The sequence below is a fragment of the Segniliparus sp. genome (assembly GCF_051660745.1).
GTDB lineage: Bacteria > Actinomycetota > Actinomycetes > Mycobacteriales > Mycobacteriaceae > Segniliparus.
The window spans coordinates 1-13,927 of the sequence record NZ_JBOFQF010000017.1; the positions used below are offsets into that span (position 1 = coordinate 1).

6 protein-coding genes are annotated in these 13,927 nt (G+C 70.4%); 2 read left to right on the forward strand and 4 right to left on the reverse strand.

Translation table 11 applies throughout. The annotated features are described in order from the left end of the window. Window positions 1-116: 116 nt before the first annotated feature. Complete coding sequence (locus ACRC20_RS04395; RefSeq protein WP_438685128.1) at window positions 117-731, reverse strand: DUF305 domain-containing protein; 615 nt, start codon at window positions 729-731, stop codon at window positions 117-119. 283 nt (window positions 732-1,014) lie between these two features. On the opposite strand from ACRC20_RS04395, the gene ACRC20_RS04400 reads away from it, so the two are divergent. Further along, the gene (locus ACRC20_RS04400) at window positions 1,015-10,203 is read left to right on the forward strand and encodes a fatty acid synthase subunit beta domain-containing protein (RefSeq protein WP_438685129.1); all 9,189 of its coding nucleotides are present in this window, start codon (window positions 1,015-1,017) and stop codon (window positions 10,201-10,203) included. Between the two features lie 4 nt (window positions 10,204-10,207). Continuing rightward, the gene (acpS, locus tag ACRC20_RS04405) at window positions 10,208-10,621 is read left to right on the forward strand and encodes a holo-ACP synthase AcpS (protein WP_438685130.1); all 414 of its coding nucleotides are present in this window, start codon (window positions 10,208-10,210) and stop codon (window positions 10,619-10,621) included. A 15-nt stretch (window positions 10,622-10,636) separates the two neighbouring features. On the opposite strand, the gene ACRC20_RS04410 is transcribed toward acpS, so the two are convergent. Genes ACRC20_RS04410 through ACRC20_RS04420 form a run of 3 tightly spaced genes read right to left on the reverse strand, consistent with a single transcriptional unit; the run spans window position 10,637 to window position 13,853 of the window. Further along, window positions 10,637-12,079 (reverse strand): amidase, encoded by a 1,443-nt coding sequence (locus ACRC20_RS04410; protein WP_438685131.1) that lies wholly within the window; start codon window positions 12,077-12,079, stop codon window positions 10,637-10,639. Next, window positions 12,076-12,930 carry an SDR family oxidoreductase gene (locus ACRC20_RS04415; RefSeq protein WP_438685132.1) on the reverse strand — a complete coding sequence of 285 codons (855 nt, stop codon included), beginning with the start codon at window positions 12,928-12,930 and terminating at the stop codon, window positions 12,076-12,078. The genes ACRC20_RS04410 and ACRC20_RS04415 overlap by 4 nt, the downstream gene beginning before the upstream one ends. Beyond that, window positions 12,927-13,853 carry an alpha/beta fold hydrolase gene (locus tag ACRC20_RS04420; protein WP_438685133.1) on the reverse strand — a complete coding sequence of 309 codons (927 nt, stop codon included), beginning with the start codon at window positions 13,851-13,853 and terminating at the stop codon, window positions 12,927-12,929. Before ACRC20_RS04420 ends, ACRC20_RS04415 begins: the two co-directional genes overlap by 4 nt. Window positions 13,854-13,927 lie beyond the last annotated feature (74 nt).

Here is a 13,927-nt window from a genome sequence, read left to right on the forward strand (position 1 = left end):
CGAGCACGGGGTGCTCGGCGAGGCTCCAGCCGATGAGCGGGGGCGCTTGGTTGAACACCGTGTGGGTCTGTCGCATGAACGCCAGTGTAGTGGATCACATTCTGGATCCGGGTGGATCAGTTGTCGGCGGAGATTTTCGCCAGAAGCGCCCCGAGCTCGGCGACTTCGGCGGTCTGAGCTGTGACGATGTTCTGCGCGATCTGCTTCGCCTCGGGGCTCTGCCCCTTGGCCAGCTCGTTCTGGGCCATCTTCACCGCGCCGTCGTGGTGCTCGGCCATGAGCCCGATCCATTTCTTGTCGAACTTCGAGCCGCTCAGGCCGCGCAGCTGCTCGACGTCTTTCTCGGAGACCATGCCGTCCGCGCCGCCCATCTCCATGCCGCCCATGTCGCCCGACATGCCGGGCATATCCATGGAAGCCGAGGGCCGCGCCCCGAATTCGCGCTCGAACTTGTGGAACTGGTCGATCTCTGGAGCCTGCTCGTCGTGGATTTTGGCCGCGATGGCTTTCACGTCCTCGTTCTGGCTGCGGTCCGGGACTAATGCGGCGAGGTCCAACGCCTGCTGGTGGTGCTGCGCCATGCCTGTGACAAAGTCCACATCCGCCTGATTGTGCTGCGCGGCTTGGGACGTGGGGGCCGCGGCGGTGGGGCCGGAAGTCGAACACGCCGCAGGGGAGAGCGCGAGCGCCGCCAAGACCAGCCTTCCGACAAAGGGGGAAATATTATTCATAGTGGGAATGCCTTCATGTGCGCTGGGGCATGTGGCTGTGCGGACATGCAAGGCCTGGTGGATGGCGGGCCTCGTGTCCACTCTAACAATTCGTCGCATATTCCGACCCGCCCCGCGTGGCCCGGGCGTCTCATTCGCGATTCCCCTAAGCTCGGAACCGGGAGCCGCTCGGCGACACTCTATGAAGGTATTCTAAGATTTCTTGGAAATCTCTTAAGATGTCTAGATCGAGAACACCCCGCGCTGTGCGTGAGCGGGTCATCAAGAATGAAGGAGCGTGCTCGTGACCACACATGAAAGCGAATTGGGCCGGGCGGAATCGGGCGGACGCGAGGCCGCGCACTCCAGTCTTGCGGAGCGGCTCATCGCGGGGGAGCCCTACGCGCTCGCGTTCGGCGGCCAAGGCGTCTCGTGGCTCGCCCCGCTCGGCGAGCTGATCCGCAGCGCAGGCCTGGAGGGGCACGCCCAGTGGCTGCTCGCCGAGTCGGCCGCTCTGGTGCGCCCCGTGTACGACGAGCTGTCCGTGGCCCGGCCATACGGTTTCGAGCCGTTGGAGTGGATGGACTGGGAAGAGCCGCCCGCGGAGTCGCTGGTGCTGCCCCCGGCCGTCTCCGGCCCCGGCGTCCTCTTCGGCCAAGTGCTGGCCCTGCACGCCCTCACCGCGCTCGGGCTCGACTGGAAGAACCACCGCCCGGTCGTCTTCGAGGGGCATTCCCTGGGCATCGTCGCGGCCGAGGCGGCGAAGCGCGGCGGCGACGAGGACACCCAGCTGTTGGCGATCACCCAGCTCCTCGGCGCGGCTGCTTCGCTCGTGGCGCGGCGCAACGGGCTGCTCGGCTCGGCGCAGGCCCCCTCGCTCCTTTCTGTGAAGAACGTCGAGCCCGAGTTCATCCGAGGCCTGGTCGAAGAGTTCCACGCGATCCACAACCACCCCGGCGACCCCGTCCTCGCGCTGCGCAACGGGCGGCGCTCGGTGACCCTCTCGGGCAACCCGCTGCGTCTGCGCGCGTTCCAGGCGTACGCCAACAGCATCGCCGAGAAGCAGGTCGAGGAGCGCAAGAAGAAGTTGCGCGGCGGCTCGGTCTTCGAGCCCGGGTTCGACGCGGTGCACGCGTCCGTCGGCTTCCACCACCCCCACCTGGCCCCGACGGTCGACCTGGTCGGCGGTTGGGCCGCCCGATGCGGCTTGGATGTGGACCTCGCCAGGCACTTCACGCAAAAGATCCTGGTCGAGCAGGTCGACTGGGTGAGCCAGGTCGAGGGCATCGTCGAGTCGGGCGCGCGCTGGATCCTCGACGTGGGCCCCGGCGACATGCTGGCCCGCCTCACCGCGCCCGTGGTGCGCGGTGAGGGCATCGGCCTGGTCTCGGTCGCCACACGGGACGGGCAGCGCGCGCTCTTCACCAGGGGCGAGGCCCCGGAGCTGCCGAAGCCGTGGACGGACTTCACCCCTGAGCTGGTGCGCCTGCCGGGCGGCAAACTCGCCGCGCAGACCGCGTTCACCAAGCTCACCGGGCGTTCGCCGATCCTGCTCGCGGGCATGACCCCGACCACCGTCGACCCGCAGATCGTGGCGGCGGCGGCCAATGCCGGGCACTGGGCGGAGCTCGCGGGCGGCGGCCAGGTCACCGAGCAGATCTTCGCGGAGCACGTCGAGAAGCTCAAGGGGCTGCTCGAACCTGGTCGCGCCGTGCAGTTCAACTCGCTGTTCCTCGACCCCTACTTGTGGAAGCTCCAGGTCAGCGGCAAGCGCATCGTGCCGAAGGCCCGCTCGACGGGCGCGCCCTTCGACGGCCTGATCGTCACGGCGGGCATCCCCGACCTCCCCGAGGCGCTCGAGCTCATCGAAGAGCTGCGCGACATCGGCTTCTCCTACATCGCCTTCAAGCCCGGCACGGTCGACCAGATCAAGGCGGTGATCCGGATCGCGAAAGAAGCCGGGCCCGACCAGAAGATCATCGCCCACATCGAGGGCGGCCGGGCTGGCGGCCACCACTCGTGGGAAGACCTCGACGACCTGCTGATCGCCACCTACCACGAGCTGCGCAAGCAGTCGAACCTCGTCATCTGCGTCGGCGGCGGGATCGGCACCGCCGAGCGCGCGGCCGAGTACTTGACCGGTGTGTGGTCCGAGCAGCTCGGCTACCCGAAGATGCCGGTGGACGGCATCCTCGTCGGCACGGCGGCGATGGCGGCCTTGGAGGCGACCACGTCGCCCGACGTGAAGCGGCTCCTGGTCGAGACGACCGGATCGCCTGACTGGATCCCCGCGGGCGGCGAGTCCGGCGGCATGGCCTCGGGGCGCAGCCAGCTCGGCGCGGACATCCACGAGATCGACAACTCCGCCTCGCGGTGCGGCAGGCTGCTCGACGAGGTCGCGGGCGACGAAGAAGCGGTCGCCAAGCGCAAGGGCGAGATCATCGAGGCGCTCAACAAGACGGCGAAGCCGTACTTCGGCGACGTGGCCGCGATGACGTATCGCGAATGGCTCGAACGGTACGTGGAGATCTCCGACGCGGGCGACACCTCGCCGACCGGCCATCAGTCCGAGAAATGGCTCGACGTCACCTGGCAGGAGCGGTTCCTCTCGATGGCGCGCCGCGCCGAGGCCCGGCTCAGCGAGTCGGACGAGGGCGAGATCGAGACGCTGTTCCCGGACGTGGATTCCGTCGCCGACGGGCAGGGCGCGATCGCCCGGCTCGCCCAGGCGTACCCGGACTTCGCCCAGACGGTCCTGCACCCCGGCGACGTCGCGTTCTTCGTCTCGCTCTGCAAGCAGTTCGGCAAGCCGGTCTGCTTCGTGCCGGTCGTCGACAAAGACGTGCGCCGCTGGTGGCGCAGCGACTCGCTGTGGCAGGCGCACGACCCCCGCTACACGGCGGACCAGGTGTGCGTCATCCCCGGCCCGGTGGCGGTCGCGGGCATCACGAGACTGGACGAGCCGGTCGGCGAATTGCTCGACCGGTTCGAGAAAGCCGCGGTCGACGAGCTCGTCGCGGCGGGCGCGCAGGCGAAAGACGTGCCCGCTCGGCGCGAAGCCGCGTTCGCCGGGGCGCTCGGCGTGTTCTTGGCCGCCCCGGACGTGCTGTGGGCGGAGCGCCTCACGACGAACCCGGTCCACCGGCTCGGCGACCTGGACGCTTGGCAGCAGGTCGAGCCGCACCTGCTGGAGCACCAGGCCACCGGGGCGACCGTCGTCCTCACCGAGGCCGACCGGGTCACGTTGTCCATCCCGGTGAACGACCAGCTGCTCGCGCTGCGCTTCGCGGTGCCCGGCTCGGCGGCCACCGGCGGCGTTCCGGTGTTCACCGACGAGGACGCCGCGAGCGCGATGACCGGCCTGCTCCAGGTCCTCGCCGGGGGCGAGCTGCCCCCGGTGACGGACGGAGCCACGACGATCAGCACGGCGTGGACCCCGAACCTGCCTGCCGACCACGCCGGGGTCACGGCGGTCACGCTGCCCAAGCCGTTGCAGCCCGCGACGATCCCGTACCTCGGCAAAGTCGTGCCGGACGCGGTCGTCGGCCTCTCCTGGCCCGCGGTCTTCGCGGTGCTCGGCTCGGCGAAGACCCCCGACGGGAAAGCCGTGGTCGAAGGATTGCTCGACCTGGTGCACCTCGACCACGCGGTGAAGCTCGCGGGCGAGATCCCGTCCTGGGAGACGACGTTCTCGATCACCGCGAAGCTGGGCGAGGTGGCGGACACCGGGCTCGGCAGGGTCGTCGCGGTCGACGTGTCGATCGTCGACGCGCAGAGCGGCCGCGCGGTCGCCGAGCTCGTGGAGCGCTTCGCGATCCGGGGCCGCGTCGGCGACGCGGAGCTCGAGGACCCGGTCCGCGCGGGCGGCTCGGTCACCGACGAGGCGGTGGACACCACTCGCGCCAAGCGGCGCGAGGCCGTGATCGTCGCGCCGTCCGACCTCAGGGCGTTCGCGCAGGTCTCCGGCGACCACAACCCGATCCACACGAGCCTTGTCGCGGCGAAGCTCGCGGGCCTGCCGATGCCGATCGTGCACGGCATGTGGCTCTCGGCCGCCGCGCAGCAAGTGGTCGCCGCCGTCGACATGCGCGAAGGCCAGCCAGCTCCGCGCCGGATCGTCGGCTGGACCACGCGTTTCCTCGGCATGGTGTACCCGGAGTCCCCGGTGTCGGTGCGGGTCGACCGGGTCGGAGTCGACCACGGCGGCGAGCTGATCGAGGTGACTTGCCGTCTCGACGGCGAGCTGGTCATGGCCGCTTCGACGCGCCTGGCCCCGCCGAAGACGGTGTACGCCTTCCCCGGCCAGGGCATCCAGGCCAAGGGCATGGGCCTCACGTCCCGAGGCCGCTCCAAGGCCGCGCGGAAGATCTGGGACCGGGCCGACAAGTTCACCAAGGAGAGCCTCGGCTTCTCGATCCTCGGCGTGGTCCGGGACAACCCGACCTCCATCGTGGTGGACGGGGTGCGCTACGACCATCCCGAAGGCGTCCTGCATCTGACCCAGTTCACCCAGGTCGCGATGGCCACCACGGCGCTCGCGCAGGTCGAGGAGTTCAAGGAGTCCGGAGCATACGTCGAGGACGCGATCCTCTGCGGCCACTCGGTCGGCGAGTACAACGCGATCGCCGCGATCGCGAGCCTGCTCCCGCTCGAGGGCGTGCTCGCGGTGGTCTACAAGCGCGGCATGACGATGAACCACTTCCTGCCCCGCGACGCGGAGGGCCGCTCGAACTACCAGATGGCGGCGATCCGCCCGGTCCACCTCGGCCTCGCCGACGACGAGGTGTTCGACTGGCTCGAAGGCCTCTCCCAGCGCAGCGGCGAGTTCCTGCAGATCGTGAACTACAACCTGCGCGGCACGCAGTACGCCATCGCGGGCACGGTCGCCGGGATCAAGTTCCTCGAGAAGGAGTGCAAGCGGCTGCAGGCCGAAGTGGGCGGCAAGTCGTCGTTCATCCGGGTGCCCGGCGTGGACGTGCCGTTCCACTCGACGCTGCTGCGTCCGGGGGTGCCGGAGTTCCGCGAGGTCCTCTTGCAGATCATCCCGGAGGAGGGCGACCCCGCGCTCGTCGTGGGCAAGTACATCCCGAACCTCGTGGCGCGGGTCTTCAGCCTGGAGCGCGACTTCGTCGAGTCGATCGCCGAGGTGGTGCCGTCCGAGCCGATCCAGGAGATCCTGCACGACTGGACGATCTGGAGCTCGCAGCCCCGCAGGCTGGTCTCCCGCCTGGTGGTGGAGCTGCTCGCGTGGCAGTTCGCGAGCCCGGTGCGGTGGATCGAGACCCAGGACCTCCTGTTCTCCCCGGTGCTCGCGGGCGGCCTGCAGGTCGAGCGGTTCGTGGAGATCGGGGTCGGCAACGCGCCGACTGTGGCGAACATGGCCCGCAACACCCTCAAGCTCGACCTGTTCGCGGGCGCTCGGGTCGAGACGTTCAACATCGAGCGCGACTGGGCGCTGGTGACCAGCACGGACGAGCCGGTGGAGGAGGAGCCCGAGGTCGAAGATTCCCCGCAAGCGGGAGGTGCCCCCACGCCTGCGGCCGAGGCCGCGCCCGCCGCCGAGGCCCCTGCTCCCGTCGCGGCCGCCCCTGCGCCTGCGGTGTCGGCAGGCCCGAGGCCCGACGACATCGCGTTCACGGCGGCGGACGCGTCGGTCGCGCTCATCGCGCTGTCCGTGAAGCTGCGCCCGGACCAGCTCACGCCAGCCGACAGCATCGAGTCGCTCTGCGAGGGCGCGTCGTCCCGGCGCAACCAGCTGCTCCTCGACCTCGGGGCCGAGCTCAACCTCGGCGCCATCGATGGAGCCTCGGAGGCCGACCTGCCTGCCCTGAAGGGCACGGTGAGCAAGCTGGCCCGCACGTACAAGCCGTACGGCCCGGTGCTCACCGACGCGGTGAACGACCAGGTGCGCAAGGTGCTCGGACCGACCGGCAAGCGCGCCAGCCACGTGCTGGAGCGGGTCAAGGACGTCTGGGAGCTCGGCGCGGGGTGGGGCCAGCATGTGCTGGTCGCCATCGCGCTCGGCACCAGGGACGGCGCGAGCGTCCGCGACGGGCAGCTCGCAGTCCTCGAGGTCCCGGCCAACGCGGGCGCCGTCGACGCGCTCGTGGACGCCGCGGTCGCGTCGGTCGGCGCCGCCAACGGCGTCGCGGTCGCCCTGCCCGCGAAGGGCGGCGGCGCAGGCGGCACGGTGGACGCCTCGGTGCTCGCCGAGCTCACCGAGCACATCACCGGCCCGGACGGCGTGCTCGCCGCCGCCGCGAAGCTCGTGCTCGCCAGGCTCGGACATGCCGAAGAGGCCCCCGCGCCTGTTGCGGACGTGGACAGCGAGCTCGCCGAGCTCGTCACGGCCGAGCTCGGGTCGGACTGGGCGCGCGTGGTCACGCCTGCCTTCGAGGCCCGCAGAGCGGTGCTGCTCGACGACGCGTGGGCGGGCCTGCGGGAAGTGCTGGCGCGGATTTGGACGACTGGTTCCGCGGTCCCCGCCGAGCGGTTCGCCGGAGCGGGCGAGGCCGTGGCGCGCCAGGCCGACTGGTGGTCGCGCCGCGCCGAAGCCGAAGGCAAGGCGGAGCTCGCGAAGGCGTACTCGGCGTATGCGGCGGCCGCGCGCGACGAGGCCGAGGGCGAGTGGTCTGGCGATGTCGCGGTCGTGACCGGCGCGGGCAAGGGCTCGATCGCCACGGCGGTCGTGGCCCGGCTCTTGGCAGGCGGCGCGACCGTGGTGGCGACGACCTCCTCGCTGTCCGAAGAGCGTCTCGCGTACTATCGCAAGCTCTACCAGGAGCACGCCCGGGCAGGCGCGGCCTTGTGGGCCGTTCCCGCGAACATGGCCTCCTACCAGGACGTGGACGCGCTGGTCGACTGGATTGCCACCGAGCAGACCCGCAACCTTGGCGGCGTCAAGGACGTCGTCAAGCCCGCGCTGACCCCGACGCTGCTCTTCCCGTTCGCGGCCCCGAGGGTCGTCGGCGACCTCGCGGACGCCGGGCCTCGGGCGGAGTTGGAGATGAAGGTGCTGCTCTGGGCGGCAGAACGGCTCATCGGCGGCATCGCGGCCAAGACCGGAAGCTTCGACCTCGGCGCGCGGCTGCACGTGGTGCTGCCGGGCTCGCCGAACCGGGGGCTCTTCGGCGGCGACGGCGCGTACGGCGAGTCCAAGGCCGCGCTCGACGCGCTGGTCTCCCGCTGGGAGGCCGAGAAGACCTGGACCAAGCGGGTCACCCTCGCGCACGCCATCATCGGGTGGGTGCGCGGCACCGGCCTGATGGGCGGCAACGACGCGGTGGTCGAGACGGTCGAGCAGGAAGGCGTGCGGACCTTCTCCACGGACGAGATGGCCGAGGAGCTGCTGCGCCTCTGCACGGTGGAGGCTCGCGCCATCGCCGGGTCCGCCCCGTTGGCCAAGGACCTCACAGGCGGGCTCGCCGGAGTCCGGCTGGACATGGCCGCCCTCGCCGAGCAGGTCGAGAAGGCCGCTCTGGCCAAGGAGCCGGAGGCGGACGGGCCGGAGACCATCCTGGCCCTGCCGTCCCCGGCGCGGTTGGCCGACACGGCGGGCTTCGCCTGGCCGAGCCTGGACGTCGCCCCGAAGGACCTCGTGGTCATCGTCGGCGCGGGCGAGGTCGGCCCGTACGGCTCCTCGCGCACGCGGTGGGAAGTCGAGGTGACCGGCGACCTCTCGGCCGCAGGCGTGCTCGAACTCGCCTGGGTGACCGGCCTCGTGACCTGGCAGCGCGACCCGGAGCCTGCCTGGTACGACAGCGAGAGCGGCGAACTGGTCCGCGAGGAGGAGATCGCATCCCGCTACCGCGAGCAGGTGCTCGAGCACAGCGGCATCCGGCTCCTCACGACGCAGACCCTTGTCGAGGGCGACAGCACTAGCCGTCCGCTGCACGCCGAGGTGTTCCTCACCGAGGACCTCACCTTCGTCGTGTCGAGCGAGGCGGAGGCGCGGGCGTTCGCGGACGCGGACCCCGAGCGGACCGTGATCGCGCAAGCAGGCTCGGACTGGAAGGTCACCCGCAAGGAGGGCACCCAGATCCGGGTGCCGCGCAAAGTCGTCATGACGCGGACCGCGGCCGGACAGGTCCCGGACGGTTTCGACCCGACCGCGTGGGGCGTGCCCCGCGAGATGCTCGCGGTCACCGACCGCCTGGCGCTGTGGAACCTGGTCGCGACGGTCGACGCGTTCCTGTCCTCGGGCTTCAGCCCGGCGGAGCTCCTGGCCTCGGTGCACCCGACGCAGGTGGCCAGCGTCCAGGGTGTCGGCATGGGCGGGGTGACCTCGCTCCTGCGGATGTACCACGACTTCCTGTTCAAGGGGTCGCCGGACCAGAACGACATCCTGCAGGAGACGTTGCCGAACGTGGTCGCCGCGCATGTGGTGCAGTCCTATGTGGGCAGCTACGGCGCGATGGTGCACCCGGTCGCCGCATGCGCGACGACCGCCGTGTCCATCGAGGAGGGCGTCGACAAGATCACCCTCGGCAAGGCGCTCTTCGCGGTGGCGGGCGGCTACGACGACATGAGCCTGCAGGAGGTGCTCGGCTTCGCGGAGATGTCCGCGACGGCGGACCTCCTCGCGTTGACCGAGCAAGGGATCAGCGTCCAGCGCTCCTCGCGGGCGAACGACCGCAGGCGCGCCGGGTTCGTGGACTCGCAGGGCGGCGGGACGATCCTGCTCGCCCGTGGCGACATCGCGCAGCAGCTCGGCCTCCCGGTGCTCGGCGTGGTCGGCTATGCGCAGTCCTTCGGCGACGGCGTGCACACCTCGATCCCCGCTCCTGGCATCGGCGCGCTCGCGGCGGGCCTCGGCGGACGGAGCTCGCAGCTCGCGGCTTCGCTGCAGAAGTTCGGGCTCGGCGCGGACGATGTGTCCGTGGTGTCCAAGCACGACACCTCCACGCTCGCGAACGACCCGAACGAGGCGAACCTGCACGAGCGGCTCGCCGAAGCCCTTGGCCGCACCGACGGCGCCCCGTTGTTCGTGATCTCCCAGAAGAGCCTCACCGGGCACTCGAAGGGCGGCGCGGCGGCATTCCAGACGATCGGCTTGTGCCAGGTGCTCGCCTCCGGGCGGGTCCCGGCGAACCGGAGCCTGGACTGCGTGGACGAGGTGATGGCCGAGCACGAGCACCTGGTGTGGCTCAAGGAGCCGCTGGCCTTCGGCGGGAGCTTCCCGCTCAAGGCGGGCGTGGTGACCTCGCTTGGCTTCGGGCACGTGTCGGGGCTCATCCTGGTGGTGCATTCGGACGCGTTCCTCGCGGCCCTGTCCGACGAGCAGCGGGGCGACTACCTGCGCCGCGCGAACGAGCGCCGGATCGCGGGCCAGCGCCGCCTGCAGGAGGCGATGTACGGCGGCGAGCCCGCCTACTCGCGTCCGGACGACCGCAGGCTCGACGGCGAGGGCCACAAGGCCGAGGAAGCCTCCGAGATGAAGGTGCTCCTCGACCCCGCCTACCGGTTGGCCGCCTCCGGCCACTACGAGGCATAGCCCCGTGGCGATCCTCGGGATCGGCGTGGACGTGGTCGTCGTGTCCGCGTTCGCCGAGCAGCTGGCCCGGCCGGGCACCGTCATGTTGCGCAATTTCACCCCTGGCGAGCGCAACGACGTGGACCGCCGCCAGGACCCGGCCCGCCATTACGCGGGCCGGTGGGCGGTGAAAGAGGCTGTGGTGAAGGCGTGGTCGGCGAGCCGGTTCGGCCGCTCGCCGAAGGAGCCGAACCTCTCGCCCCGCGAGGTGGAGGTGGTCACCGACGCCTGGGGCCGCCCGTCGGTCCGGCTCGGCTCGGTGCTCGCCGCGCACCTCGGCGAGGTCCATGTCCATGTGTCGCTCAGCCACGACGGCGACGTCGCCGTCGCGATGGCGGTCCTGGAGTCGGATCCGGCTCCGCTGGTCGTGGAGGGATAGCCGAGAGCTCGGGGCCTAGTTCGTCCGTTCGGGGGCTCGCGAGCAGATCTTCGGGAAAGGGCGCGCCGCCTCGACCTCGTACGCGATCTGGAGCAGGCGTGCCTCCGCGCCGATCGGCGCGGAGAAGTGCACGCCGATCGGGAGCCCGTTCGAGTCCAGTCCCGCCGGAATCGAGATCGCGGGCCCGCCGCTGACATTGTTCAGCGGGGTGAACCCCGCGAAGTCGATGGTCCGGGCGAGGAACTGGTCGAACGGGAGGTTGGGGTCCAGATGCCCCAGGCGGGGCGTGTGCTGGGCCAAGGTGGGCGAGAGCACCACGTCGTGCTCGCGGAAGATCGCTTCGTACATCCGCTTGACCGACCGCAGCCTGCGGATCGCGGCGAGGACTCGGCGCGGGGAGCGCGCCCCTCTGCGGGCGAACTGCTTGGTCACCGGGTCGAGCTTGCGCGGATGGAATCTGGTCGGGCTGTCCAGCGCTGTCGCGACGAGGGCGGCGCCGCCGACGAAATGCCAGTACAAGAGGAAGTCCGCGATGAACTGCTCGGTGATGCCGAGCTGCGCCGTCGTGACGGCCTCGGCCCGATGGCCGCTGTGCTCCAGCAGCGTCGCGACCTCGTGGGTTGCCGCTGCCAATTCGGGCGCGACCCCCGCAGGGGTGATCGTCTCGGTGAGCACCCCGATCCGCAGCGGTCCGCCCGGGCCTCGGACATGGCCGACTGGCGGGAGCGCTGGATTCCGGCGGTAGCGCTCGGCGGCGGCGAGATGCGCGGCGGCGTCGCGAACGGAGCGGGCCAACGCGCCTTCGCTCATGATGTTGATGGGCAGCGCCCGCACGCCTGGCTGGTCGAGCAGCCTGCCCCGGCTCGGCTTGAGCCCGACCAGCCCGTTGACTGCCGCTGGAATGCGGATCGATCCGCCGCCGTCGTTGCCATGCGCGATCGGCGTCGCGCCGCTCGCCACCAGCGCGGCCGACCCGCCGCTCGAACCGCTCGCGGTGAACTCCGTGTCCCAAGGGTTCTTGGTGGGCGGCCTGCCGTCCGCGAACTCCGTGCTCGCGGTGAGCGCGAGCTCTGGCATCGTCGACGTGCCGAGGATGACGAAGCCCTGGGCGCGCCATTGCGCGGCCGGGGCGAGGTCTCGCCGGAGCGGAGCAGGGTCGATTGCCGCCGACCCGAGTAGGCGGGGCAATCCTTCTGCCGCGACGTTCTCCTTCACCACGGTGGGGACGCCCGAGAACGGGCCGTTCGGGCCGTGGGGACGGGAGGCCTGGCGCAGGGCCCGGTCGAAGTCGGCTGTCCGTATCGCGGCGAGCTCCGGATCGACTCTCTGGACTCGCTCGATCGAGGCCGCGACGGCCTCGGCCCGGCTGATGTCGCCACGACGGATCCGTTCGGCGATTCCAGTCGCGTCGAGGTTCCCGAGGGCGTCGTCGCAGAAAGCGTGGACGCGGGCGGTCATAGCCGTCCCACCGCGCTCGGGACCCCGGAGAGCCGTGCGACCAGCGTGTCGGCCAGACGGGTCGGGACGAGAGGCAGGGACCAGACAAGCGCGCGGGCTTGGAGTCCGACCGGATAGCGCGCTCGCGGGCGCTGGTCGGTCAACGCCTTCTCGATGGCGGCAGCGACGTGGTCCGTCGACACGGCGAAGCGCTGGATCAGCGCGGCAGAGCGCCGCATGCCCGCGATATGGCTGGTGTAGAGCTCACGGAGGCCCGGCTCCATGGCGGCCTCGGTCTCGTCGATCATCGTGGTCGAATTCGCCCATAGGTCGGTCGCGGTGGCGGTGGGCTCGACCAAGGAGACCCCTATCCGCCAGGGGCGCAGTTCGATCCGCAAGGCGTCGGCGACCGCCTCCAGCGCGTATTTCGACGCGCAGTACGCCCCCGTCCACGGGGTGGTGACGCGACCGCTCACCGACGACACGAAAACGACCCGTCCGGACGAGGCTCGGAGCAGGGGCAGCGCCGCGCGGGTCACTTGGACGGCTCCGACCACGTTCACCTCGAACTGTTGCCGCAGGGCCTCGGCGGCGAGGTGCTCGACAGGTCCGTCGACGACGATTCCCGCGTTGTTCACCACCGCGTCCAAGCGTTCCGGCAACGCCGAGGCGAGGGCGGCAAGGTCGGTCGCCGACGCGACGTCCAGGACGACCGGCCGCACACGCCCGCCCGCTGCGTCGGCGAGTTCGCGGGCGGCTTCCGGCGACCGCACGCCCGCGTGCACGTGCCAGCTGTTCTGGGCGAACCGCAGAGCTGCGGCACGTCCGATGCCTCGGCTCGCCCCGGTGATGAGAACGGTCTTCGTCGTCATAGTTCCTCCTGTGCGAGAACGACGTGCTGAGAGACGAAGCGGTCGATGCGCCGCGCGGCTTCGGCGGCGCCTTCGGAGGTGGTGAAGCCCCAGTGGCCGCCCCGATACGGATGGTGCTCGACGATCGCTCCGGAGAAATCCATGGCCGCCTGGAGGCTGTTGCTGAAAAACCGGTCGTACAGCCCGTCCAGGCTCTGGACAGGGATGTCCGAGGGGAGCGGCGAACGTCGGGGGCGTAGGACGCGAGCCCCGAAATTCGCGGTGTAGATCTTTCCCTGCGCGTGCCCGTCCTGGGGGCTGTAGGGAGTTTCCCGAGGCTCGCCGGACATCGCGTTGAACCATCGGACCGCCGCTTCGAACAAACCTGTCTGCCAGGCCAGTTTATTCACTCCGGGGATCAGGAAACCCCAGAATTCGGGGATCCGCAGCATCTGGTTGACGATGTCGAGCAGCCCGAAGGGCTGGTCTCGGACTGCTATCCGCTTGCGGAACCATGTTCCGAACATGTCGAAGGAGGGCGCTCCGAAGGTGGTGAACGTCGCGATCCGCTGCGCGTGCTGGGGGTGCGCGAGCAAGTCCCAGCCGATCACGCCGCCGATGTCGTGCCCGACGTAGTGGATCTTCTCCCCCGGGGCTAGCGCGTCGGCCACAGCGGCGAAGTCTTGGTCCAGCTTGTCGAGGCGGTACATCTGCGCGGCCGCTGGATGGCCCGAGTTGCCGGAGCCGCGCGTGTCAAAGGTGAGGACGCGGTATTTCTCGACCAGATGCGGCAGCAGCCGGGAGAACACGGCATGCGTGTTGGGATACCCATGCACCAGCACCAGGGCAGGAGCTGCCTGCGGGGGAGCTCCGTGCTCTTGCGCCGCGATGGGGGTGCCGTCGGCGCTGACGACGATGGTCTCGCGCTTGGTCGGATTGATCACAACGACACGATAAAAGCGGCGTGCTCAGCCGGGGGCGCCCGAGAGCGAAGTTGACGGGTATGCCCCCGCATATG

Excerpts from the sequence above, each read along its gene's own strand:
- ACRC20_RS04395 (WP_438685128.1), bottom strand. The coding sequence starts at position 731 with ATGAATAATATTTCCCCCTTTGTCGGAAGGCTGGTCTTGGCGGCGCTC.
- ACRC20_RS04415 (WP_438685132.1), bottom strand. The coding sequence starts at position 12,930 with ATGACGACGAAGACCGTTCTCATCACCGGGGCGAGCCGAGGCATCGGA.
- ACRC20_RS04410 (WP_438685131.1), bottom strand. The coding sequence starts at position 12,079 with ATGACCGCCCGCGTCCACGCTTTCTGCGACGACGCCCTCGGGAACCTC.